The following is a 25,642-nucleotide window of genomic DNA, read 5'->3' on the forward strand; positions in this document are numbered from 1 at the left end:
ATTTGACACCCCGTATCATACCAAGAGGGCTCTTTTTTGTTCAAGTGCCCGAAAATCCTTCTAACAGGAATGCTCCTTTTATAAATGCATTTTGTAGAATTCTGTAATGTTTTTTGTTATTTTAGCGAAAGTCAACCATTTTAAATATCGCTGTGTATAATAGGTTTATTACCTTGTAGACATGCTTTTTGAGGTTCGGAATTCACAGCGAGTGCAATCGCTTTCCTTTATATTGTTGCCACTAAAAACAGTGAAAGTTGGAGAAATGATCATGGCAATGAATGAAATAGATATTCACAGACAAATGCTGTTAGATGCTGCAAAAGAACATGGACTCAACTCCTCAGAAACCGTACGCTGCAGCCAAGAACTAGATGCATTAATTCTCAAACAAATGAAAAAGCACCTTAGCGATCTTAGACATTCACAATCTGCTTAAGCCCGAAATGAAAAATAAATCCATTTCCGGAGCAGCCATTCGACAGGTCCAAACGGAAACCGCTTAAACCAAATGTGACTTAAAGCTACCTGTACACCGTAAATAATGACAACAAGAATCAGCCCTGTCAGTTCAGTTATTTCCCCGTAAAAGCCAAGTCCATAAGAATAAAATAGGAGTGTACATATGAAAGATTGCAGCAGATAATTGCTTAGCGATCCTCTTCCGGTTGCTCTAATGGGTGAAAGTTTAAGCTGCCATTTATCAAGGACAAGTAGTCCGATTGATACATAACAAAGCGTTAGGGCAGGTCCGCCAATAGATAATTGAAGATGCTGGGTAAGCACATTTTCTTCCCAATAATAAGGAAGCCCTTTAAATACAGCTGCTGCAGCACCTGATAACAGTGCAGCCTGTTTCCATTCCTGAACCTTGGACTGATGGAACCAGCCTCTTTTATAAGCAGAAGCACCAAGCATAAAAAGCGGAAGAATGGACAATACAAGAAAAATTCCATTTGCAGGATTGTTAACATACGCCCAATCTGTCAAGCGCTGCTGAGTAACTTCTAAAAAACTGCCTGTTTGATAGACTTCCAGTGATTGCTGAATGGATTGCTGTGAACCGCTTTCGTTCAAGCTAAGACTTGCAGGTTCCCCTGCGTATGCAAAGAATAGAAGCAGCGACATTAATACATTCGGCAAAATTAATATCCACAGCGCCCACTTCCAAAGACGGTCAGCGCTCCATTTAAGAAAAATCATAAAGATAAAACCGATGATAGCATAATTTGTTAGGATATCTCCATGCCAAATGAATGCTGCATGTATAGCCCCGATAATCAGCAGGCCAATCAGCCTCTTAGAGTAATAACGGTTAAATGATTGTCCTTTTTCCTTCGCCCTTTCATAAAAAATGACAGTCCCTGCCCCAAAAAGAAACGAAAAAAGCGGATAAAAGCTAGCTTGTGCAAATAGATTAATAAATTGTTCAATTAGCCGGTCAGACCAATATTTACTGCTTACAAAACTGCTTTCATATAAAACTGGCTCGTGAAACGATTTCATATTCACAAGTAAAATCCCCAAGAGAGAAAACCCTCTTAAGATATCCAGCGAATGAAGCCGGTCTTTTTTAGCAACAGCTTTAAATGCATCCATATGAACCTCCTATTTATATCTTCCTTATCCATTCTTTCTCCTTTAATTGTTCGACAGCTTTGAGCTTATCCCTGTATGAAAGTCAGAAAAGAGAAGCCGCTATTTTATAAGCGGCTTCTCTTCATCTATGATATCTTTTTTTCAGCTATTTTATTGGTTTTGGAACATGTTTAAAAATCTCTTCACTTTCGAAAAAATCAATAAGATTTTCCATCCATTGATAATACTCGAGCCATTGCTTTGTTTCAGCAAGCAGAGAATTCAGCTTCGTTTCTGCTTCTTCTGAAAGTCCCTCACTCTCTAATGCATCAAGCAATTCTTTACGCATTTTTTTTTCTGCCATTTTGTTTTTCGTTACTGCCTTACTCCAGTTAGCAGAAAATAATGAAATAAATGTCTGATAGTAATCTTGCTCTACGTTGTATAAATCCCTGCGAACGCCCTTTTCGAATACTTTCTCAGCAATGTTTAAATCAAGCATTTCCCTTACAACTTGACTCATACGCGTTTTGCTCATTCCGGTAGCTTTTGATAATTCATCTAATGTCATAGGATGACGGTTCATATAAATAATGCCGAGCACCCTTCCCACTGTTCCAGATACCCCAAAAGCAGCCATATTCTCGGCGATTCTCTCAATGAATTGATCATTTACATGTTCAATTGTATTCAGAGCACTATCATTCATTGGTTTTCTTCCCTTCAATCACAAGTTTCCCTGTAAAAATAACATATTTTTTAGTTATGTTGTAATACTGATAAGAACAGGAATTTGCCGTAAGAGCCAGCATTTTTTAATAAACATGAGATAAACTGACCTGAAGTTAATACAGTATATTATTTTTATGTTATTTGTGCATTTCGTAAACTTTATATTTCACAAACTTTACTTTATAATTTTACTATACTTAGAAAACTTTCTGTTTTATAACATCTGCTTTTTCTGTGGAAAAGGAGCGGAGCCAGGTTAAGGACCAGAAAAAGGCAGACAACATTTTAGCTCAGTTCAATTCATAGGACTTTCCCTCTCACACCGACTTATTGACGTTTGATTATTTATTTTATAGGTATATTTCTATACTTGGTTGAGAGTGAAGACTTCATACTAGTTTTTTGATTCATTACACGGAGGTGTTTCCATTTGCTTAAATTAGACAAGGTTTCAAAGATTTACAAGGGAGGAAAGTATGCGGTAAAAGATATTACCTTACATATTGATAAAGGTGAATTTATTTGTTTTATCGGACCGAGCGGATGCGGTAAAACAACAACAATGAAAATGATTAATCGCATGATAGAGCCGTCAAAAGGGAGCATTTTTATCGAAGGGGAAAATATTCTCGATAAAGATCCAGTGGAACTCAGACGTGAAATCGGCTATGTTATTCAGCAAATCGGCTTGTTTCCGCATATGACCATTCAGCAGAATATTACGCTCGTACCAAGGTTGTTAAAATGGCCTGAAGATAAAAAGAGAGCCCGGGCAGAAGAACTTCTTAAACTGGTTGATATGGGTCCTGAATATTTAAACAGGTATCCATATGAGTTAAGCGGAGGCCAGCAGCAAAGAATTGGAGTTTTACGTGCGCTGGCAGCAGATCCCCCGTTAATCCTGATGGACGAGCCATTTGGTGCCCTCGATCCAATTACACGCGATTCTCTGCAGGAAGAATTTAAAAATCTTCAAAGAACTCTAGACAAAACAATCGTCTTTGTCACACATGATATGGATGAGGCTATAAAGCTTGCAGACCGAATTGTGATCCTTCGCGATGGCGAAATTGTTCAAGTTGGTACACCAGATGACATTTTAAGAAATCCGGCTAACGAATTTGTTGAGGAATTCATTGGAAAAGAGCGACTGCTACAGGCTAGACCGAACTTGGAACGGGTTGAGCAGATGATGAATCCTAATCCGATTACAGTGACAAGCGATAAATCACTTTCTGATGCGATTCAGATTATGAGGCAGCATCGTGTTGATTCCTTGCTGGTTGTAGATGAAAACCACGTTTTAAAAGGCTACATAGATGTTGAATTGATTGACCTTAATCGTAAAAAAGCTAATTTAGTCGGAGATGTATTACAAACTGAATTATATACGGTACTTAAAAATACTCTTTTACGTGATACTGTAAGAAAAATCTTAAAAAGAGGAATGAAATATGTGCCTGTCGTCGATGAGAACGGACGTCTCGTTGGAATTGTAACAAGAGCAAGTCTTGTTGATATTGTGTATGACTCCATTTGGGGCGAAGATGAAATCAGCGTTACGACAACCTAATGTGAGGAGGCGTCCAAATGGATCAAATAATTGAATTCCTGCAAACGAATGGCGGGGAAATGCTTTACAAAACATGGGAGCATTTATATATATCACTAATCGCCGTAATTTTGGGCATTCTTGTCGCAGTTCCGCTTGGCGTTGCGTTAACAAGAATGAAAAAGGGAGCGGGTGTGATTATTGGCGTTGTGAGTATTATTCAGACATTGCCGAGTCTCGCTATTTTAGCCTTTTTTATTCCGCTGCTTGGAGTTGGCAAGGTTCCAGCTATAGTCGCACTATTTTTCTATTCAGTCCTGCCGATCTTAAGAAACACCTACACAGGGGTAAGAGGTGTCAACAAGAACCTATTGGAGTCAGGAAAAGGGGTCGGTATGACTGTATGGGAACAAATCCGGCTCGTTGAAATTCCTTTATCGATTCCGATTATCATGGCTGGAATCCGCACTTCTACCGTTTATCTTATCGGCTGGGCGACACTCGCATCCTTTATCGGCGGAGGCGGCCTGGGAGACTATATCTTCATTGGTCTTAATTTATATCAGCCGGAATTCATCATTGGCGGTGCAGTGCCTGTTACTATACTCGCTATTATAATTGATTACGGTCTTTCTATAGCTGAAGAGAAAGTAACACCGAACGGAATAAAAGGGATGAAGGAAGTTTCATAAGGAGTTGGCTGTCTTGAAAAAAAACAAACATAAGTTAATCATAGCAACGGTTTTGCTATTCTCTATCCTCATAAGCGGATGCTCCCTGCCAGGATTAAGCGGAGCATCAGAGTCAACTATAAAAATAGGTGCTCAAAACTTGACTGAGTCTGAGATTCTTGCAAATATGATTTCACAATTGATCGAACATAATACCGATTTAAATACAGAGCTGATTAAAAATCTCGGATCAAACTATGTCCAGCATCAGGCTATGCTTGGAGGGGATATTGATATTTCTGCCACTCGTTATTCTGGTACCGATCTCACAAGTACTTTAGGAAAAGACGCTGTCAAAGATCCTGAGAAAGCCTTAAAAATTGTTCAGGACGAATTTGAAAAGGAATTTGGATACAAATGGTTCGACTCTTATGGCTTTGATAATACCTATGCGTTTACAGTTACAAAAGAGCTGGCTGAAGAGAACCAGCTTGAAAAAGTATCTGACTTAAAACAAAGTGCTCAAAATTATAAGCTCGGTGTAGATAATGCTTGGCTGAAAAGAAAAGGCGACGGCTACGAGGGATTTGTCGATACATATGGCATTGAATTCGGAAAAACGTTCCCAATGCAGATTGGCCTTGTCTATGACGCAGTTAAGAACGAAAAAATGGATATCGTCCTCGCTTTTTCAACTGATGGACGAATAAAGGCTTATGACCTCAAAATTTTAGAAGATGATAAAAAATATTTTCCACCGTATGACTGCTCTCCTGTCATACCGGAAAAAGTATTGAAAGAACATCCTGAAATTGAGGGGATCGTAGGCAAACTGATCGGCAAGATCGACACAGAAACCATGCAAGAACTAAATTATGAAGTAGACGGAAACTTAAAAGAACCGTCAGTAGTAGCTGAAGAATATTTAAAAAAGAACAATTATTTTGAGTAGAATGGGAGGTGCTTTGATTTGAAAACTCTGGAGCAGCTTTTGATGTATTATTCCCAGAATGGAGAATACGTGCTCACTGAATTTTACCGTCACTTTCTTATGTCAGCCTACGGAGTGTTATTTGCAGCAATAGCGGGCATCCCGATTGGTATCTATATTGCAAGATATAGAAAGATCAGCAAGTGGGTTTTTTCTATAACAAATGTCATTCAAACAATACCTGCACTTGCTATGCTCGCTGTCTTAATGCTTGTTATGGGCCTTGGAGTCAATACGGTCATCCTTTCATTATTTCTTTATTCTCTTCTGCCTATTATCAGAAACACATACACTGGCATTGTAAGCATTGAACACGCCTATTTAGAATCAGGAAAAGCTATGGGAATGACGAAGCTTCAGATTCTGACAATGGTTGAATTGCCGCTTGCTCTTTCTGTCATCATGGCAGGCCTTAGAACGGCACTGGTTATCGCTATCGGTATAACAGCAATCGGAACCTTTGTAGGTGCTGGAGGCTTGGGTGATATTATTGTCCGCGGAACCAATGCCACGAATGGCACAGCGATCATTTTGGCAGGAGCTATACCAACTGCTCTCATGGCTGTTCTCGCAGATGTGCTCTTAGGCTGGCTTGAAAAAATCCTTTCACCGATAAAATCTAAAAAGAAACTGAGAACAGAAGCGTCTGAAGTTTCTTCATCTTGATATTGTCGTTACACTTTCAGATAATAAATAAACATATTTCAAGGTACAAAAAAACCCAAGACCTAAATCGTTAAAATTCATAAAAATAAAGGGCGATCCATATTATTCATATATAATATGGATCGCCCTTTTGTTTCTGGTTCAACAAGCGCCCTTTCATATTAAAGGTCATCAGTTATTTCTGGTTGGACTGTTTTTTAAAGGTTTTTCTTTAGGCAGGCAGTGGGTATATGGTGTTAGTGGCGGCTCGTTAAAGATATGGTGACTGACATTAAATCGTCCAATACAAAAAGACACCTCTTCATATACGCAGCGCTCCCATTGTTTAAGATTACGATGGCTTTCTAACTACTGGTTTTGTTTAATTAATACATTGGTACTTGTCATATATAAAAATTTATTAGTTCTTACTATCAATCAATTCAAAACGCTCAAAAACTAACATCATATCTTCTGTATATTCACGGCCTATTTTACTTAGCTCTTCTTTAAAAAATTCTTCATGAACTTCCTTCCAATAACGATATGTTCTATCCCCTTCTCCTTCTGCAATAGCAAAATCTTCAGGAACTTTGTTCATCGGCTTAATTTCAACTTCTACTGTTTTAATGATTGCAACAGGCAGATCCTTACTATTTAAAATGACGCTATAATCCCCAACTGAAGGTAATTGTACATTTTCCTCTTCGTAAAAAATAAGTCCTGAACATGTAGCTGTTTTTATCCCGTCAATCACTAATTGTGCTAAATGATCAGGATTAGCTCCAAATGGCCACGCACTAACAGAATTAGGCTTTTCTTTGCCTTGACTCTCCCAATATTCATTCCAATACGTTCTAGCTAACTGATTCATTATTTTGTCTCCTATACCTTTAAAATATATTGCAGCAAAGAATTATGGAAATTAATGAATAATCTGTCTATTAAAGGTAAACTGATAGCTCAAGGTCGTTTTATTTCTTTTATAGCTGGTAAAAATACCTTTACTTCAGGAAAAGGGGAAGACGGTCTGTCAAAAAGGGTGTCTTTTTTTCCTTTTAAGTGTTTATCGAAAAAAGCTAGTGTATAGTCATTGATGATTGTGTGCGCCTTACGGGGAGTCATTTGTTGATTCCATGAAAAAAATGGTGACAGCAAATACAGGTCGGTAAAACTCAGATGATCTATCTGGTCAATCATCACACTGTAGCCACCGTTTTTGAGCAGATTGTTTTTGCGCATCGGAATTTCTTTGGCTATAAAGTCAAAATCCTCACGGGTCATCCCTATCTGCAGCAACTCCTCTCTGTTCGGTTCATCGGCCCTGTTAATTTCGGCAGTTTTTACATTCATCATGAGAAACGGCTGTTTAAGGCCGTCCTTCAAATCCCCTTTTCCGAATAGCGTTCCATCCATATTCATCCCCGCTTTAAACCGCAAATCCGCTAGAAGCGTTTGTGCTGTGGCCGCACCACCGAAGGAGTGGCCGAACATACCCGCACGTGCAAGATTGATTTTCCCCTTCAAAATGCCGTTCGGATCTTTAGTGTTTAGCTGCTCCAATTGGTCCAGAACAAAGATTGAATCTGGCACCCAAGTTTCAGAGATGAGTTGATCCCAACTATCCCAATCGGTCAGCTCTGGTACGTTGTCGCTCAATAAAACAAGCTTTTTGTTAGGAAGCACAGTCGCTAAAGAGTGATAGGAATAGTCGATACAAGCAACGATATAACCGTGACTTACTAGCTCCTCCACCTGTGACGTATTCGTATAGCGGGTTCCCGGAAAACCGTGTGCAAACAGCAGCAGCGGATAGTTCGGCTGAGCGTGGGAAATTTTCGCTTTGATGCTGGCGTGAGTGTTTACGCTGCGAAGGTAGTCTAGGAAGAAGCCAGGGACCCCGTACTTTTGTTGAACAGCCGTCTTCAATCCGGACAAATCTGGAATGTAGGAGGATATCTTTTCATCCCCGGACGGTTCTGCTGGATACCAGATCTGCACCATCAGCTGTCTTTTGTCGGAAGGATCTTCGGTCAGCTTTTCCGCCCTTTTATCATCTATCCAATGGTAGGTGGCCGTTCCAATCGCATAGGGACCGCTTGGCTTAGCTATTTCAAAAACAGGCAGTAACACCGGCAGGCCAATTGCAACAACCATATAAATCGTTCCAAGAATAACAGCGGTAACCTTTAAGCCGGGATGCCGTAACCTGTATGAGTGACTTCGCAACTGCAAAGCAGACCATAAAAGCAAAAAAAACGTTAGCGTATAAGCAGGCACCATTTGCCAGCGGTAATGCTCAACGGTAAGCTGCTGTACTAAAAAAATCAGAGCTGTTCCACTCATTGCAAGGAGCAGCTTTCCTGCTTTTTCCCTTTTCCCCAGGGTTATGACAAGTGTCAGTACATTGAGGCTGATTAATAAAATTTCAAAGGTTCTCATCAGACTTAGAGCACTCTCCTTATTTGGAACAGTTTCTGCCTCATATGTAAATATAGTTTTAAGAGATGAATCGTTTCTCATGTCGCAGGAGATTTTGCTATAACAGTACCTTTCATCTAAAGAGACTTTTATAACTGAACAACATTTTTAATATATTACCTAAATATTAACTTTTAATTACAGTATATTGAAAATAATGTAAATTAAGGAGCTTTCCATTCAAAAAACAGGCATTTATATATTAAAATTTTTATTTTCACCTACCTAAACTTAAAGGATTAACTGCATTGCGGCATGATGAGATAAATAAATACAAGAAAATTTTGGTATTAGAGGAAATGCCCTATGTTATAGTAATAAATATAGGGATGATTCCCGTTTTAAATAACATTTAAAAGGAGGCCTCGTCATGATTATCAAGTGGGTACGACTGCGATAATTAAAGGGGCAGGCCAATCATGCTCCTAAAAGAGTTTATTGATCTGCGCCTTTGTAACGGCGATGGATAATAAATAATACGGAGGTAAAATATGAGTGAACAGATACTGAAAATAAACAATGTGGATATATGCACAGAAAGTTTTGGAAATTCTTTGGATCCCGCTGTGCTTTTGATCATGGGAGCGATGTCTTCATTAGATTGGTGGGATGAGGAATTCTGTCTCCGCCTCGCTGACCAGGGGAGGTTTGTTATTCGGTACGATCATCGGGATCTGGGACGATCGACCATTTATGATCCTGGTACTTCCAACTATACAATAACGGACCTGGCTGATGATGCGGCAGGTGTCCTGGATTCTTATTCCATAGAGCAGGCTCATATTACTGGAATGTCAATGGGAGGCATGATCGGCCAGATACTTGCCTTGAGATATCCGGAACGCGTATTGACGCTAACGCTAATTGCATCAAGTGTGTTCGGGACTGAGATGGAAAAACTGCCTCCAATGGATCAGAGCATACTGGATCACCATGCAAAGAGCGCTTCCATAGATTGGTCAAATCGAGAGGCGGTCATTCCCTATCTAGCGGATGGATGGAAAACTTTAGCCGGTTCCAAACCTAATGAGCAGGAAAGAATGTATAAACTGGCAGAAAGGGAGGCTGACCGTGCCATACAGCTGCCAAGCAGATTTAATCATGCCATGCTGCAAGGCGGAGACGCTTATTTTGATAGAATGAGTGAGATCAAAGTACCTGTACTCATTATTCACGGCACGGAAGATCCAGCTCTTCCATTTGAGCACGGGCTTGCACTTGCGAAAGCTATCCCTCATGCTGAATTAGTGCCTCTAGATGGATCAGGGCATGAGATTCATAGTGAAGACTGGGACCAAATTATAGATTCAGTTGTAAAACTTAGTTCACGATAAAGAATATGCGGGAATGAAGCAGCCGTTACGTAAGACGGCTGCCTTTTTGAACTGTTTTTCTCTAACGTAAGTGCTCCTTTTTTATTAAAAACCGTCAATAAATAATGCATTCAAGTAAACTCATTTTCAACTCGCAATAGGCTTTGCTGGATTTACCCCGGCCGCATAGTTACAATTCGAATTTAACTAACAATTTTTAAGTAAGTGCTCTCTATTTAAAATGTAAAAATATAACTGTTTCTTATCTCATGATCTATAATCCTATAAATCCTAATATATATAGACCGTCTCAAGTTTTAAATTAAATTAAGACTTGAGAGGTATTTATTTTGGGAATTGTTACGATGGCAGAAAAGTGTTTTTCCTTAAGGGATACAAAAGATAATCCATAAAAGAGGCAATTTAATATAGAGACATATGCAGAGTTAATTTTCACAAACAAAAAGGACATGCCCTGCCGCGATAAACGGTTAGAGCCTGTCCATTTGAAAGATTATCATTTACATTGTAGCTACCTGCACATGTCTAGAACTGAATTGGAAACAGGACAATATCCCTTCTCATTTATGGGCTTTTTTAAGACTGGATTTCCTGCTTCTATCAACACTTTGCGTCTTACCAAGAAAAAGATCATATTATGCGAAACCAAATTTTATGAAAAGGAAAACTCTATTTTCCCTTCCTTCAAAACTAGACTGGCATCAAACGTTTTCTTTCCTTTAAAACCTTTTAGCTTGTTTGTTTTTCCTTTTTCGCACAATTGCCTGATTTGAGAAGCAGAAATGCTTTTCCCGAGAAGTTTTTTCGGAAATGTCTGTTTGCATCCGCTTTTGTAATCTGAACAGCCATAAAATGTTTTGCGGTCCAGAATGCCTCCTGTTTTACAGGCAGGACAAAAACAAATCTTCTCTCTTGTTTCAACTGCCGGCTGAGCTTTTACTTCTAATTTATCCATACTGGCACTAGCCTGATCAAGCAGCGTAAAACAGAATTTTTTCGCTGTCTCTATGAAAACATCCTTTGATTTTTCTCCGCTGCCGATTCCTTTTAAGTAAACCTCCCACTTAGCTGTCATTTCTGGCTTTGCAAGGAGGGTGCCTTCTACTGCCTCACAGAGAATTACACCTTTATCTGTGACAAATACTTCATTTTTTTTGACCTCTATAAACTTTCTCATTAACAGAGTATCAATTATTCCAGAACGAGTTGCCTCTGTCCCAAGTCCCTCTGTGCTGTTTAACGCTTCTCTCATTTCTTTATCTTCCACATGTTTGCCAGCTGTTTTCATAAGAGTGATCAGCTGGCCCAGTGTATACGGCTTTGGCGCCTGCGTCATGCCATCTTTCACTCCCACAGATGCTTTTGCTTCTTCCCCCTGCACAACCGTTGGGAGCATCTGATCATCTTTTTTATCATCCGCTTCTTCTGCTTCTTTTTGATACAGTGACTTCCATCCAGCATTTTTCAATGTTTTGCCTTTGCTGATAAAATCATTTTTTCCGATTGAGGTAGTGATTGTTGTTTCATCATAAACATAATCATCCATAAACATGCCAAGTGTGGTTTTGACGATTTCTTCATAAGCTGATTTTTGCTCATAGCTGAACGAGTTAAAGACTGCTGGGCTTACCTTCTTTTCAGTTGGAACAATGGCATAATGATCACTTACCCGCTTAGAATCTACATATCTCTTAGAAGGAGTGAAACGCACAGGGTTAAAGGAAACCGAAACAGCTTGCTGATAATGGCTGATGTTTGCTTTGATGTAACTGAACTCTTCATCTGTAATGTATTGCGAATCAGTCCTCGGATAGGAAATGTATCCTTTTTCATAGAGGGATTGAGCCGTTTTTAAAACTTGGCTCGGACTCATTTTCCTCTGCTTATTCAGCTTGGCCTGGAGTGTGGAAAGACTATGAAGCTTTGGTGATGATACACGCTTTTCTGCAATGTCTACACTTTTAACGAGAGCATCATATGTTTTTTGATTTTCGTTAATATCAGGCGACACAGCTGCAAATAATTCTTCTGAAGTTTTAAAACGGCCTTTGAGCTTGCCTTTGTACTCGCCTTTATCAACCTTAAATGATGCCTGCAGCTCGAAAAAGGGCTCTGGTTTGAAATTCTCAATTTCCTTTTGGCGGTCATAAATTAATTTTAATACAGGAGTCTGAACACGCCCGACGCTGAATACATCTCTTATCCCTTTTTTCTGGAGGTGGAGCGTATACAGCCTGCTGGCATTCAGACCAACGAGCCAGTCTGAGATTTGGCGTGCTTGTGCTTCATGAAAAAGATGAATCGTTTTGCTTCCGTCATATAATTCGCTAAAGCCTTTTTTGATGGCATTCTCGGTTAAAGATGAAGTCCAAAGACGCTTCACCGGCTTATTGTTTGCACCTGCCATCATAATCAGCAGCCGTGCGATATTTTCGCCTTCCCGGGCTGGATCTGTCCCAATGATGATTTCATCCGCTTCTTTCAATAACTGTTTTACAATCTTGAATTGCTTTGCCTTTCCTTTACTTACCTTATACAAAAACTGATCTGGTATGATCGGAAGCGTTTCAAGCCTCCATTTTTTCCATTCGTCCTTGTATTCATCCGGATTTTTCAGCTCAACTAAATGGCCGATCGCCCAAGTGACGTTAGCACCATTTGGAAAGACTGAACATTTTTGTATCTCCAAATATCCTTCCTTCTTTACAAAGGGAAATGGGGCAGCTAATTTGCGGCCTTGATCAGGTTTTTCTGCTAATATTAAAACTCGAGACATGCTGGAATTAAACCTCTTTTCAAACTTTATAGATTGGGAGCCGTTATTCTCCTGCAAAAACAGTCTATATACAGTATGAAACATCTTCCTTGAAAAAGGAATATATAAGAAATGAACACCAGCTACCAAAAATGATTTTTCTGTATTAGGTTTCCGGTTTTACCCCATTTTTGAACCCGGAAAATTCGATTTTGTTCGATAAAAAGAGCGGGAATAGTATGAATCCTGACTGATTCTCCCATTCCCGCCTCTTATTTAATTTCACCGCATCAAAGGTTTTAAGCTTCACCAATTGATTCTCCTTCAATCAAAGTAACATAAATTCGTTCACTTTCAACGGGAACACCTTTAATCAGCTTCAGTAATTGCTCAGAAGCTAATGCACCCCATTTACGCTTAGAATAGTCAATGGTGGATAATCGAGGCTGTGTATGGTGTGCCACTTCGATATTATCAAATCCGATGATATGGATATGCTCCCCTACTCTATATTCTGTTTTAGCCAGGTAATTGTACATGCCTATGGCCATTTCATCGTTTAAACAAAAAACTGCAGCAGTCTGATCATACTCATTGATGATTTGTTCAGCAGCACGCTCTCCTGTTTCCTTGTTAAAATCACCTTCAATTTCCATATATTCAATGTGTGGATACCGTTCAGCCGCTTGTCTTACTGCCTGCATCCTCTGTCTGGAATCAAATGAATCTTTTGGACCTGTCAATACATACAGTTTCCTATGCCCTTTTTCAATGATATGATCAATCGCAAGCGTCGCTCCCGCTTTATTGTCCAATAAAACCTGATTAATATTAGGGTGATCGATTTGCCGGTCAAATATCACGATCTTATGTCCCCGATCAGCGTATGTTACCAGCTCTTCATTTGAAAAAGTTGAATCTAATATAATCGCACCATCAATCATGCGTTCAGGCAAAAACCGGTGGGAATGATCCCCGCTGCACACAATTAACCCATATCCATTTCTGCTGAGCGATTCTAGAATCCCCTGCAATAATTGTCCGTAAAATGCGCCGCTGAAATCGGTTAAATAAACACCGATAACTTTCGTCTCTCTTTTCTTAAGATTTCGCGCTGCAGCGTTAGGAATATAATTCAATTCTTTGGCGATGGCTAAAATTTTTGCGGATGTTTCTTCTGTGACCTTATGACTTCCATTTAAGGCATAGGAAACTGTCGAAATGGAAACACCTGCTTGTTTAGCAATATCTTTAATACTGACCAAGAAACTCTCTCCAATCTCATCCTTCTACATTACATATATTATACAATCTTTTTGGGTAAATTCTTATATCCCTGTCCATACACAGTCAAAAAGGCGGTCAAAACGAACCGCCGTTGTTCCCTCACATGAAGATTTCGATCTGATTGCAGCCAGTCTTTAATCTTTTTTCAAGTTCTGCTTTAGCAATGCGAACTCCGCCTGTCCGGTATTGATTTCCAAGCGGTTCTGAGTCCATTTCATTCCCGTTTAACAAAACACGCATAGTGCTTTCACCTTTAAGATGATACGTAAACGTCACGTTCTGATTCATGTATTCAAATTTGAATTTTAAACCATCCAGCCGGATCGGAATGACCGGATCGATCACTAAGTCACCTCCGCTTTGACGGATTCCCAGACAGTTAGATATTAATTGATTCATATAGATTCCAGGACCGCTTGAATAGATTCTCCATCCGCCTTTTACCGCGGCAGTTCCATCACGCAATTCCTTAAATCTCTCTTGCGCCTCATAACGTGTATTGAACTTTCCATCTGAACTGCTGAAGTAAGCGTTGCTTTGACGGCGTTCAGCATTTGGAACTACTTGTCTGATGCCAACCGGGTTGATGATTGATAGACCGTCCCAAACCTCATCGACCTTCCCAAGCTTAGCCATTGCTTCAACGAATCGAATATGGGCATGGACATATTGCAGTCCTACCTCACGGCCAAAATTTGCTGCCTGCTCTGCACGCTTAAAATGAGTGCTGACCCCGCCTGCATACTTTGCAGGGCGGTTCATTAACCTTACGCCGTCAGGGCAGTAAAGCTCTCGTTTGATAAGCTGATAATGTGCTTCTGCCTGTTCCGGTGTAAGCAGTTCACTTATCATGCTTCTTGTCATTGGAAGCAGCCGGTAGCTGATGCCTGTTTTTGTATCGTCTGGATGCAGCATGAGCTCTTCATTACCCTTTTTTTCCATGTAAATAAATCCAGGAATCACATCAGACTGCAGAATATATTTGTTGAAATCGGCCTTTATTCCTTCAGCTAGAGCTAAAAGACTTTCAGCCTCCTGTCCATCCACTTCTGATAAACTTTTAGAAAATTGACTGATAACCTGATAGGTTAAAGCAACTGTCCAGCTGCTCACCATGTACTTTTTCAGATTGGCATTTGCAGGCTGAAGGGTATCGTCCCAGTCCCCATCCCCATAGGAAGACAAAAAGGTATCATGCAAGAAATGCTGTTTGATATAGTCAATTTCCTTTTTTGCATGATCGAAAATTGTTTTTTCTTCATCCGTAAATTGAAAGGATCCCCGAATGGTATATGGAACCCTTTCATCTAAAATACTAATGTCCTTCGTTACAGCAAGATAATCTCCTAATACTTTCAGCGGCCAGACAATAATGTCACCGTGGCTTTCCCCATGCTGAATCTTAAAGTAGTTATCAAACATAAACCATTGCGGCCAATTTCCATCATCTTCATATTGATGGGAATAAACCGTTTTTAGAATCTCCCGTACAGAATCATATTTTTGAGTTGCCATAAAATATTCGGCAGGTCCCTGGCAGACATCACGAGTACCCCAGGCTGCGCCTCCGTACTGTTCAAGCCCATGGGGAACTGAGTAATGAACAAGCATATTATGTGTATACCACCATGCAAGGTCATTAACCCTTTCAACTTCCTCAGATCCTTCATTGCTTAATGATAGATGAAATCCATTCATCACATTCATATAAAACGCACGATATCGTTCGATTTCTGATTCTGCATCAACGATGAATGAAGGTCTTTCTTCTCCGTACAAATGACCAGTAACAATCATGTTCCATTCACTCGATGCAGATAATTCGAGGACAATCAGCGATGCTGAACGCGGATCTGCATTTTTCACAAGCATGCTTTCATCTTTTAAGGTTATCTCCGCTCCATCGGTATGAAGACGGTAGGTTAAATCCGGATAAGTGCCTCCACTATCTGAAGCAGCATCAGCATAAAATGAAAGTGTTTGGCCATCTCTCACCATATGGAAAGGGGCGTCATATTCATTATTATTCATTGATACCTGGTTTGTAACGAGGAATCGATAGGCTATTCCATTTCCAGAACGGACATGCAAATGAACTTCCGGTGAATCGACTGTCGTAAAATTAGTAATAACAAGCATATCTTTTTCAAGTTTGTAGTACCAGCGTGCATAATTAAAGCCCATTTCAAACATCGATGGCATCGTCAAAAGCTGATAGACACCTTCTATTTCAATGTATATACGCTGTCCTGACGTTTTCATTACATTCAGAGCATTGCGGGCATTCGTTAGCATTTTATTAAATGATGTATTGCCAATCACAAGCTGTGAGTTGAAAACACCGTACATAAAGGACGAGGTTGTCATGATTGGATCAGATATCCGGTCATTGTTCCCTGTCATCAAAATATGTCCATGAGGACGTTCGACAAGCAGCTCCTTTTCTTTTAAAACAATATGCTCATGTGTATCAGTAAAGAAGGAAAGAAGTGTGTTTCCATCCCATTCTTCTTGATGCCTGTCCGGAAAGTACATGTCAATTTCTTCTTTCGTCATGGATGCAGCATATAATGGTGCACCGATACCAGAAGAGATTGAAACCTTTTCAACAACAGCGTGAGCATCCTGAATGGTTACCGCTTTGCTTTCATTCCATGCATCCATAATCTCTGTTTCATATTCCAGCGCTGTGATTGCGTCAGGATGATTTTCTTTAAATAGCCCATAAAATACAAAATGTGATTTTCCCGCTAATTTCACTTTTTCAGATTGAAGAGCTGTAAAGGCAAATTCATACTGATAGACTTCATTTGCCAGAGAATCTTTCAATAAAGCTTCAGGAATGTTTGTTTCCTTATAATTTAAACCATAAAATTGGTAACCATCAGTTGAGTAGCCAGCTGCTTTTGTCAGGGCTCCCTGCTGAATATACGGAAAACCCGAGTGCTGAGGCTGATTTTGACGTGAGCAGAGTACATAGCCAAAACGTTCATGATGAAACACCTGATGATCAATATACTGGGATAAATATGCTTCGTTTGTACGCACAGCGCCCATGTTTGCAATGCCTAAATCTTGTCCGTAAATAATATCTGCAGTTACGTCTTTTCCCTCGAGAACGATATCCCAAAACCATATCCCTTTCCGAGTTAAACGAAAAGTGACTTGAAACGAAACGTTTTCTGCTGTGCCTTCCCAAATAACCCTTGAATCTGTAAATGACACTGTGCTCTTTGAATGAACACCAATCATAGGGAAAAACCGTATTTCATCTTTTGTATGCAATCGTAAATACAGGTTATTTAATGAACCGTCTAATGGATTTGCAATCCATTGATTAATCATAGTACTTTTATGGGTTGCTACCCTAATATCACCGCTATTTAAAAAGCTGAAACAACTATCTCCCGCTTTTATTTCAAAAGTTGAATCAATCATCGTTGTCATGGTTTTTCCCCTCTTTCACTAATTCGAACGCAAGAGCTATAACATCCTGGCTGTTTGAACCTAAATAGACATGAAACATTCCTGCATCACTTTTATGCGATAAGTCTGCATGATGGTAGCGGAGCATCGCTTCAGTTAATTCAAACGTCACTTCTGCTGTTTTCCCTGGCATTAATGAAACCTTTTGAAAATCCTTTAGTTCTTTTAATGGACGGACGACCTCTCCTGCAAGGTCCTGAATGTATAATTGCACCGTCTCTTCTCCTGGTGCTTCACCTGTATTTGTAACCTTCACGGATACTTGCAAGGTCTCTTTTTCTGTCATGGTTATTGCAGATAGACTGGCTTCGCTATAAGCAAAACTCGTATAGCTTAAACCGAATCCAAAAGGAAGAAGAGGTTCATTAGGTATATCCAGGTATTTCGAAACATATGGTTCTTCTCCATCCCCTTTAGGACGTCCGGTATTAAAGGAATTGTAATAGACGGGCACTTGTCCGACCGAATATGGAAATGACATGGAGAGTCGCCCTGAGGGATTAACATCTCCGTATAATAAATCAGCAATTGCTGCTCCGCCTTCGGTTCCTGGAAACCATGCTTCAAGGACTGCATCCGATTGGTCAATGACTCCGTGCAGATCGAGTGGACGGCCATTAAAGAGAACCGTTACGATCGGTTTATGAAGCTGTTTTATCTTCTTAATTAATTCAAGCTGAATTTCAGGAAGACAAATTGATGAACGGCTGCATGCCTCTCCGCTCATTCCAGAATGTTCGCCTACAGCAAGTACGATTACATCTGCTTTCTGTGCAGCATTCAGTGCTTCCTCAAGCTGGATTTCTGTTCCAGTTTCAATATCGCATCCTTTAGCAGTCAGAAGCTTTGAGGAATCAATTTTCATTCGAAATCCATCACTCAGTTTTACAGCATCATCTCTTGAACCTTTCCAGGACCAAGGTCCTAAAAGATCCCCGCTGTCTGCAAATGGACCAATCAGCGCAATGCGCTGGTTGGACTGCAGCGGCAATACATTGTCATTTTTCAGCAGAACACAAGACTTTGCGGCAAGCTCCCTGGCTGCCACTCGATGCTCTTTACAGAATACGAGTTCCTTTTCCAGCTGCTCATCTGCACCGCGGTACGGATTTTCAAATAAGCCTAATTTTTGCTTCAGCTCCAAAATTCTCATAACCGCTTCATCTACAATTGTTTCATCTATTAATCTATCTTCTATTAACTGTTTTAAATGGTTCACGTAACACGGAGTCATCATTTCAATATCGACTCCTGCCTGTAATGCTTTCATTGCTGCTTCTGATTCATCCGCTGCAACACCATGCGGAATCAGTTCCTTGACTGCCCCCCAATCCGAGATAAGGACACCGTCAAATTCCCATTCGTCTCTCAGCAGATCACGCATCAGCTTTTTATTTCCGCTTGCAGGAATGCCGTCTACCGTATTAAAAGCAGTCATAACCATTTCACATCCTGCGTCAAGTGCAGCCTTATAAGAAGGCAGGTAATACTCACGCAGCATCCGTTCTGACATATCTACTGTATTGTAATCCCGCCCACCTTCAGGAGCACCGTATGCTGCAAAGTGTTTGACACAGGCAGCCACACGAAGAAGATCTGATGATAAATCAAGCCCTTGAAATCCCCGAACAAAGGCTTTTGAAAATTGACTATTTAGATATGGGTCTTCCCCAGTAGATTCCATTACTCGTCCCCATCTTGGGTCTCGCACTAAATCAACCATTGGTGCAAAAGTTACATGCACACCGGATACAGCTGCCTCTTTAGCTGCGATCTCAGCACTTCTTTCTGCTAATTCTGTATCCCAAGAACATCCAATAGCAAGAGGAACAGGGAAAATGGTTTTAAATCCATGAACAACATCTGACATAAATAAAAGAGGAATTCCTAATCGATTTTCTTTCATATGTTCTTTTTGTATATCCATAATCTCTTTTGCACCTGAAGCACCTAAAACGGAACCGCTATTTTGAACAACTTCCTTGGTAATCCCCATTTCAGCCATAGGACCTGTGATTTCCCCTTCACTGTTTGCCCCTTTATAAAAAGGAGTGGCCAACTGAATGAATTGGGCGATTTTCTCGTCCAGTGTCATCTTTTGGATAATAGACCTTAGTTTCTGCTTCCCCATTTCTCTTCCTCCAATTATTAGAAAATTTCATGGCTACCGGAAATAAAAACGTTTCGATTTCCTTGTTTATCTGGATTATAAACGCTTTCATTTTATGAGTCAATCGCTAGTAAACCCTTTTTTCAGCTGAAAAAAATAAATTCCAATAAGAAAACAATAGGAAATAACACTATTTCTTAACAAAAAATACAGAAAACTAAAATTTTTGTATTGAAAACGATTACACTGTTGATTATAATAACCCTATCGAAACGTTTCTACAATTTTCTCAATTTCAATTTTTACAGAATACGGAGAAAGACAGCTGATACACGTTCATTTATATTTTTTTACACCTTATAGAAACGTTTCAATTAAGGAGGATGATTTAAATCTTTCCATCGTAAAGGTTTAATAATTCAAAAGTGTTTTTGCAATACGGGAGACCATTGATACTTACAATGATTTAATGACAGGGGGAAATGATATGAAGAAGAAGCCGTTTAGAGTAATGAGTAAAAAATGGATTAGCACTGCAGTATTAGGTACATTACTTGTATCTGGAGTTCTGGCCGGATGCTCAAGCGATTCAGCATCATCTGATAAAACGACAGTTACTGTATGGGGTATGGGTGAAGAAGCAAAATCACTTCCGAAGATTGCTGCTGAATTTGAAAAAGAAAACCCGAAAATAGACGTAAAGGTTCAAGCGATCCCTTGGGAGACAGCTCATGATAAATTATTAACAGCCGTTGCTTCAAAAAAAGGGCCGGATGTTCTGCAGATGGGGACAACCTGGATTCCTGAGTTTGCAGCTGCAAATGCATTAATGGACTTAACACCTTACATCAAAGATTATCCAGAACTTGATCCGCAAAATTACTATGAAGGATCAGTAGAGACAACAAAATTTGAGGATAAAACAGTTGGTCTGCCATGGTACATTGATACACGTGTTCTCTATTATCGAACAGATCTATTAAAAGAAGCAGGCTATGACGAAGCTCCCAAAACATGGGAAGAACTTCGTGATGCAGCAAAAAAACTGGCTGAACGCGGCGAAGGCAAGTATGGAATAAGCCTTGATACGAAGGAACAAAGCTTATCATTCATGTTTGCAAGACAAAATGGGTCAGCTTTGCTGGATGATCAAAATAAGCCTTTGTTTAATGAACCAGAATTTGTAGAGGCTGTTGAGTACTTAAATGAATTTTTCAAGGATGGCTCTGCTCCTAAAGATGAGCTCGGAATTGATATCATTCAAGGATTTCGCGAGGACGCTATTCTTCCAATGTTCATAAGCGGTCCGTGGATGATAAAACTAATTAATGATCAGGCTCCAGAGCTCGAAGGAAAATGGGCGACTGCTGTTCTTCCTGCAAAAGAAAATAATATCTCTGCACTTGGCGGTTCAAATCTCTCAATCTTTGAACATACAAAAAATAAAGACGCTTCATTAAAATTCTTAGCTTACATGAATAAACCTGAAACTCAGCTAAAGTGGATGGAAATGACGAACTCGCTGCCATCAACAAAAGCAGCCTGGGAAGATGAAGCTTTAAAAGACAACCCTCTATACAAAACGTTTGGAGAGCAAATGGAAAATTCTCAACCTATGCCTGTAATAAAAGAATGGGAAAAAATTGCACAAGCCTATTTAACGAGCTTTGAGAAGATTTATCGCGGCGGTGAAGATGTAGAAAAAGAATTAGATCAATTCAACAAGAATTCTGAAGAAATTTTAAGTAAATAAGGTGAAAACGGGTGAGCTGACAGTCAGAATGTCAGCTCTCGCCTATCATTTCGGCCAAAGTGAAAGAAGGGATTCGCTTGAAAAGCATCATTACCAACAAAACACCATATTTCTTCATAGCGCCTGCGATTATTCTGTTGTTCTTTTTCTCTTTGCTGCCAATCTTAGTGGCATTAATCATCAGTTTCACGGATATTGATTTAGCAGGCCTTGCAGATTGGTCAACGATAAACTTTATTGGATTCCAAAATTATACGGCTGTTTTAAGTGATGAGATCTTTATAAAGTCCATCCTTAATACCCTTTTTTATGTAGTGTTTGGGGTTCCGCTTGTTATTGTTTGCTCTCTCGGAATTGCCCTGCTGATTAATTATGGAAAAGCCCGTATTTTCAAAGCATTCAGAGCCGTTTTTTATATGCCTTCCATTACAAATGTTGTGGCAGTAGCAGTCGTATGGAGTTATTTATATAACCCTCAATTCGGCTTGTTCAACTACATGCTGGAGCTTCTTCATATTCCTCCCGTGCCATGGCTGCAGCATCCTGTGATGGCTAAAGTATCCTTAATTGCTTTAGCTTTATGGCGGGCAATCGGCATCAATATGATCATATTTCTGGCAGCTCTTCAAGGTATTCCGAAAACCTATTATGAAGCGGCCCAGCTTGACGGGGCAAGTGATTGGAAGCAGTTAACGAAAATAACACTCCCTCTGCTCCGATATGCAATATTCTTTGTATCGATTACAACAATGATTGGCTGGCTGCAATTTTTTGAAGAGCCCTTTATTATGACTAAGGGCGGACCGCTTGACAGCACTACCTCCGTCGCCTTATTTATCTACCGCAATGGGTTTCAGCTCAGCAACTTCGGCTATGCCGCTGCAGGATCGTTTATCTTGTTTATCGCCATCATCATTGTGACAATGATTCAATTCAAATTACAGAAAAAAGATGTCGATTATTGAGGATGAAGAGGTGAAAACGATGAAAACAAAGACGATAAAACAGCCGGTTTACTTATCAGCAAAAGAACGGTATAAACAATGGATCCTTGGCATCACCTTAACAATTGGCGGATTTTTTATTTCCATTCCATTTATTTGGATGATCCTCTCCGCTTTTAAAACAGAAAGCGAAGTCATGCAAATTCCGCCAACCTTATGGCCAAGTGAATTTACAATAGAAAACTTTGTAAATTTGTTTGTGAATATGAACTTTACCGTGTACTTAAAAAACACAATTATTGTGGTTCTCTTCTCATTTGCCGGATTATTTTTAAATGCCATGGCGGGATATGCATTTGCAAAATTCAATTTTAAAGGAAGAGAAAAGATTTTTTATATGGTGCTTGCAACTATGATGATTCCTGGACAAGTCACTATGATTCCTGTTTATTTAATTTTAAATCAATTGCAGCTGACAAATACTATGGCAGGAATTGTCTTGCCTGGTCTTGTTGGAGCCTTCAGCATTTTTCTGTTCAGGCAATTTATGTCCACAATACCAGATGAATTACTTGAGGCGGCAAGACTGGATGGGGCAAGCGAATTTCGCGTCTTCGTACAAGTCGTCCTGCCTATTTCCAAACCAATCCTTGCCGTTCAAGGTATCCTGACATTTATTGCAGGCTGGAACAGCTTCCTATGGCCATTGATTATTGCAAATGATGAAGCGCTGTACACCCTCTCAGTCGGCTTATCTTTATTAAAAGGCCAATATGGCGGTAACTTCGCCTTACAAATGGCTGGATCCACATTTATGGTCGTTCCAATAATTATCATTTTCATCTTATTTCAAAAGCACATCATTGAAGGCTATACGATTTCAGGCATGAAATAGAAGGAGAAGCCTCAGCAGACAGACTTTCTAACCTTTTAAGAAGAGACCAGCAATTATTGCCGGTCTTTTTTCTATCTTAACCCACTAAATATATCCGCATTTATCACAAGTTTCCCTCTCTTTCATACGATAATTTAAAGGTAATACAATGTAGTGCACTTTTCTGACTTTTCACTTAGCAATAAGCAAAGGATGTTTGATATGCCAGCCATTGTTGGAGCATTTAAAGTAAATTCCGTCGGTACTAGCAGCATCGTTCATGTCGGGGACGTCATTACCATTTCACCATACAGCGAGGTAAAAACCTTTGCCGGGGCTGGGTCATTTAACACTGGGGACGGTTTGAATATTTACAATCAAAATAGTGTGACGAATACGTATGATAATGATGTAGTTGACCAGCCATTAGTCGGCAATGCATAAAAGAGGTGAATAACATGAATTTTTACATTAACCAAACGATACAAATTAATCACTTGAAAATAGAAGCAGTCAGCAACTCTTCGGTTCTTCAAATAGGAAGCGCAGGTATTATTAAGCCTCTTTCAAATCTTTATAATACTGGAGCATTTACAACACCTGCCCCAGCAGCTGTCGGGGCTGGAGGGCAGATTCAGACACCGCCGGAAGGTCCTCTCGTTCCTCTTGCTCCAATTTAATCTTAATAGGCATTCACCCAACTTAAGGACGGAGCATATATATAACTAGATTCGTTTGAACGGGATTTTATAAGCGGGGTGAATGAAATTGTACTATGATCAATCAATGCTGCAATATGTGCAGAACCTATACTGCATCGTTCAGTCACAGGATCAGAAAATCAAGGAGCTTGAATCCTCTATTTCCGCTATGATGGCTGAAATCGGAGAATTAAAAAAGCGACCCTCTACAACGATTGAAAGAATCGAATATAAGTTTGACCAGCTTAAAGTAGAGACGTTAGAAGGAACGTTAAATATCGGATTGAATCCAACAGTTCCAGATCAAATAGAAAATTTTGAAGTGGAGCAGCAAGAACTTCAAGTAAACAACAGAAAGCGCGAGGAAGAAATATTCAAAGCCGTCCAGGAAAGGCTGATGGCATTTATGAACGAAGATTGTGTCCGATATATCGAACAGCTTGCTTCACAGCATAATTATGAGCTGGATGTTGCGCATAAGGAATTTATCATTGAAGATATCCGCAAGCAAATTGACAGCCGTATCAGGTACTATTTAAAGCAGGGAGAATACAGTGAAGCCGTGCCAATCAGCCAGCAAATCGAAGAAAATACCTCTAAAGTAAAGCAGGATGTGGAACGGTCCATTTCACACTTTATCCATGCCCTGCCGTCAGAAGGAGTTGACACCAATCCATGAAATTCACAGTCGTAAATAAAGAAATTTGCGTTGGAACTATTCGAGTCACAGGTGTTGCCAGTTCCAGTGTTTTCCTTATAGGAGATGCAAACTGCATTACATTATCTTCTGTTTTTGATACGCCGCCTGAATCATTGATTATCGGTCCATTTGTACCTCTTGCTCCACAATAAAATGCAGAATCGATTATCAATCGTTGACAAGGCGTATGTCAACTCCGTTGGGATCAGCTCTATTTTTCAGATTGGTGACAGCATTGATATTGTTCCACTGGTAAAAGTTTATGCGGTTCAAAGGGAAGAAGAAATATTTTATGACAATGAAGGAGATTTAAGGCAATATTCTATATATGAAGAACCGCTCCCAAAGCCTCTTATCACTGAAAATATTCAGACCGAATTTTATCATGAAAATCCGACGATACGAGTGGGTGCCGTTAAAGTGATATCGATTTCTTCGTCTGCTGTTGTCCAATTCGGTTCCACAAATACCATCTCAGCAGAAGCAAGAGTCAAGCATATCAGGCATTTGCGAAGCAGGAGTGAACCATCATAGTATAAATGCATAGACTGTGAGTATGACAGAAAGACAAAGGATGTTCGTTCATGCCAGCTATTATAGGCCCAATCTGCATTAATTCTGTTGGCGGCGGAGTCGTAAACTTCGGTGACTCATTTTACCTTTCGCCCAAGAGCTCCTCTAAGACTGCATCAGGTTCCGGCGGGGCTAATACAGGGGACTTTATCATCGTCAACAACATTGTAAGTGCAACCAATGCAATTGACCCGGATATTAATGATCAAAATATGTTAGCCAATAATTAAAATGACGTGTTACAAGAAAAGCAGAAGCGCCCGTTTAGCCCTGACAGGCAGATAAGGATCCGACAGAAAAGTCCGGGTTTGACTTTTTTGGCGGATCCTTTCTGACCGAAGGGCTGGGCGATGGAGCTAGACATGGAAATGAATCTTTTTTCTTTCCAATAACTTGTAAACACGTCAATTTCATTTCTGTTCGGTCCGAGGAGTCAGGCTCTGGAGCTAGACATAGAAATTATAAAAGTTCTATT

General features: G+C 39.8%; 23 protein-coding genes. 15 read left to right on the top strand and 8 right to left on the bottom strand.

Going from position 1 to position 25,642, the window contains the following annotated elements; all coding sequences use genetic code 11:
* Positions 1-235: 235 nt before the first annotated feature.
* On the top strand, positions 236-439 hold the full coding sequence (locus tag CYJ36_RS11870; protein ID WP_219621091.1) for an aspartyl-phosphate phosphatase Spo0E family protein: 204 nt from the start codon (positions 236-238) through the stop codon (positions 437-439).
* Here CYJ36_RS11870 and CYJ36_RS11875 read toward each other — a convergent pair.
* Together CYJ36_RS11875 and CYJ36_RS11880 are read right to left on the bottom strand one after the other, a co-directional pair.
* Positions 436-1,599 carry a DUF418 domain-containing protein gene (locus CYJ36_RS11875; RefSeq protein WP_101567497.1) on the bottom strand — a complete coding sequence of 388 codons (1,164 nt, stop codon included), beginning with the start codon at positions 1,597-1,599 and terminating at the stop codon, positions 436-438. The two genes, CYJ36_RS11870 and CYJ36_RS11875, sit on opposite strands and share 4 nt — an antisense overlap.
* A gap of 145 nt (positions 1,600-1,744) precedes the next feature.
* Positions 1,745-2,287 carry a GbsR/MarR family transcriptional regulator gene (locus CYJ36_RS11880; protein WP_101567498.1) on the bottom strand — a complete coding sequence of 181 codons (543 nt, stop codon included), beginning with the start codon at positions 2,285-2,287 and terminating at the stop codon, positions 1,745-1,747.
* A 453-nt stretch (positions 2,288-2,740) separates the two neighbouring features.
* Between CYJ36_RS11880 and CYJ36_RS11885 the strand changes: the two genes are divergently transcribed.
* Genes CYJ36_RS11885 through CYJ36_RS11900 form a run of 4 tightly spaced genes read left to right on the top strand, consistent with a single transcriptional unit; the run spans position 2,741 to position 6,190 of the window.
* Positions 2,741-3,883 carry a betaine/proline/choline family ABC transporter ATP-binding protein gene (locus CYJ36_RS11885; protein WP_101567499.1) on the top strand — a complete coding sequence of 381 codons (1,143 nt, stop codon included), beginning with the start codon at positions 2,741-2,743 and terminating at the stop codon, positions 3,881-3,883.
* Positions 3,884-3,900: 17 nt separating this feature from the next.
* Positions 3,901-4,554 (top strand): ABC transporter permease, encoded by a 654-nt coding sequence (locus tag CYJ36_RS11890; protein ID WP_101567500.1) that lies wholly within the window; start codon positions 3,901-3,903, stop codon positions 4,552-4,554.
* 37 nt (positions 4,555-4,591) lie between these two features.
* Complete coding sequence (locus tag CYJ36_RS11895) at positions 4,592-5,485, top strand: osmoprotectant ABC transporter substrate-binding protein (RefSeq protein WP_374702807.1); 894 nt, start codon at positions 4,592-4,594, stop codon at positions 5,483-5,485.
* A gap of 18 nt (positions 5,486-5,503) precedes the next feature.
* On the top strand, positions 5,504-6,190 hold the full coding sequence (locus CYJ36_RS11900; RefSeq protein ID WP_101567502.1) for an ABC transporter permease: 687 nt from the start codon (positions 5,504-5,506) through the stop codon (positions 6,188-6,190).
* Between the two features lie 400 nt (positions 6,191-6,590).
* Here CYJ36_RS11900 and CYJ36_RS11905 read toward each other — a convergent pair whose 3' ends face one another.
* Both CYJ36_RS11905 and CYJ36_RS11910 read right to left on the bottom strand, forming a co-directional pair.
* On the bottom strand, positions 6,591-7,043 hold the full coding sequence (locus tag CYJ36_RS11905; protein WP_101567503.1) for an ASCH domain-containing protein: 453 nt from the start codon (positions 7,041-7,043) through the stop codon (positions 6,591-6,593).
* Between the two features lie 89 nt (positions 7,044-7,132).
* On the bottom strand, positions 7,133-8,692 hold the full coding sequence (locus CYJ36_RS11910) for an alpha/beta hydrolase family protein (RefSeq protein WP_101567504.1): 1,560 nt from the start codon (positions 8,690-8,692) through the stop codon (positions 7,133-7,135).
* Between the two features lie 449 nt (positions 8,693-9,141).
* On the opposite strand from CYJ36_RS11910, the gene CYJ36_RS11915 reads away from it, so the two are divergent.
* On the top strand, positions 9,142-9,984 hold the full coding sequence (locus CYJ36_RS11915) for an alpha/beta fold hydrolase (RefSeq protein ID WP_101567505.1): 843 nt from the start codon (positions 9,142-9,144) through the stop codon (positions 9,982-9,984).
* 652 nt (positions 9,985-10,636) lie between these two features.
* Here CYJ36_RS11915 and CYJ36_RS11920 read toward each other — a convergent pair.
* The 4 genes from CYJ36_RS11920 to bglX form a co-directional block, all read right to left on the bottom strand.
* Positions 10,637-12,760, bottom strand: a complete 2,124-nt coding sequence (locus CYJ36_RS11920; RefSeq protein ID WP_101567506.1) for a type IA DNA topoisomerase — start codon at positions 12,758-12,760, stop codon at positions 10,637-10,639.
* Positions 12,761-13,038: 278 nt separating this feature from the next.
* Positions 13,039-14,004 (bottom strand): LacI family DNA-binding transcriptional regulator, encoded by a 966-nt coding sequence (locus CYJ36_RS11925; RefSeq protein ID WP_101567507.1) that lies wholly within the window; start codon positions 14,002-14,004, stop codon positions 13,039-13,041.
* Positions 14,005-14,125: 121 nt separating this feature from the next.
* The gene (locus tag CYJ36_RS11930; protein WP_101567508.1) at positions 14,126-17,473 is read right to left on the bottom strand and encodes a GH36-type glycosyl hydrolase domain-containing protein; all 3,348 of its coding nucleotides are present in this window, start codon (positions 17,471-17,473) and stop codon (positions 14,126-14,128) included.
* Complete coding sequence (gene bglX / locus CYJ36_RS11935; RefSeq protein ID WP_101567509.1) at positions 17,457-19,643, bottom strand: beta-glucosidase BglX; 2,187 nt, start codon at positions 19,641-19,643, stop codon at positions 17,457-17,459. Before bglX ends, CYJ36_RS11930 begins: the two co-directional genes overlap by 17 nt.
* Positions 19,644-20,133: 490 nt before the next feature.
* On the opposite strand from bglX, the gene CYJ36_RS11940 reads away from it, so the two are divergent.
* From CYJ36_RS11940 to CYJ36_RS11980, 9 genes are all read left to right on the top strand, one after another.
* Entirely contained in the window at positions 20,134-21,375 is a 1,242-nt protein-coding gene (locus tag CYJ36_RS11940) for a sugar ABC transporter substrate-binding protein (protein ID WP_101567791.1), read from the top strand.
* 77 nt (positions 21,376-21,452) lie between these two features.
* Entirely contained in the window at positions 21,453-22,340 is an 888-nt protein-coding gene (locus CYJ36_RS11945; protein WP_101567510.1) for a carbohydrate ABC transporter permease, read from the top strand.
* A 19-nt stretch (positions 22,341-22,359) separates the two neighbouring features.
* Positions 22,360-23,214, top strand: a complete 855-nt coding sequence (locus tag CYJ36_RS11950) for a carbohydrate ABC transporter permease (protein ID WP_101567511.1) — start codon at positions 22,360-22,362, stop codon at positions 23,212-23,214.
* A 201-nt stretch (positions 23,215-23,415) separates the two neighbouring features.
* Positions 23,416-23,637 carry a spore germination protein gene (locus CYJ36_RS11955; protein WP_101567512.1) on the top strand — a complete coding sequence of 74 codons (222 nt, stop codon included), beginning with the start codon at positions 23,416-23,418 and terminating at the stop codon, positions 23,635-23,637.
* 14 nt (positions 23,638-23,651) lie between these two features.
* On the top strand, positions 23,652-23,873 hold the full coding sequence (locus tag CYJ36_RS11960) for a spore germination protein GerPB (RefSeq protein ID WP_101567513.1): 222 nt from the start codon (positions 23,652-23,654) through the stop codon (positions 23,871-23,873).
* 82 nt (positions 23,874-23,955) lie between these two features.
* Positions 23,956-24,573, top strand: a complete 618-nt coding sequence (gene gerPC, locus CYJ36_RS11965) for a spore germination protein GerPC (RefSeq protein ID WP_101567514.1) — start codon at positions 23,956-23,958, stop codon at positions 24,571-24,573.
* Positions 24,570-24,746 carry a spore gernimation protein GerPD gene (locus CYJ36_RS11970; RefSeq protein ID WP_101567515.1) on the top strand — a complete coding sequence of 59 codons (177 nt, stop codon included), beginning with the start codon at positions 24,570-24,572 and terminating at the stop codon, positions 24,744-24,746. Before gerPC ends, CYJ36_RS11970 begins: the two co-directional genes overlap by 4 nt.
* A gap of 1 nt (position 24,747) precedes the next feature.
* Complete coding sequence (locus CYJ36_RS11975; RefSeq protein WP_101567516.1) at positions 24,748-25,128, top strand: spore germination protein GerPE; 381 nt, start codon at positions 24,748-24,750, stop codon at positions 25,126-25,128.
* A gap of 50 nt (positions 25,129-25,178) precedes the next feature.
* Positions 25,179-25,397 carry a spore germination protein gene (locus CYJ36_RS11980; protein ID WP_101567517.1) on the top strand — a complete coding sequence of 73 codons (219 nt, stop codon included), beginning with the start codon at positions 25,179-25,181 and terminating at the stop codon, positions 25,395-25,397.
* Positions 25,398-25,642 lie beyond the last annotated feature (245 nt).

The sequence above is a fragment of the Bacillus sp. UMB0893 genome (assembly GCF_002858905.1).
Taxonomy (GTDB): domain Bacteria; phylum Bacillota; class Bacilli; order Bacillales; family Bacillaceae; genus Bacillus_P.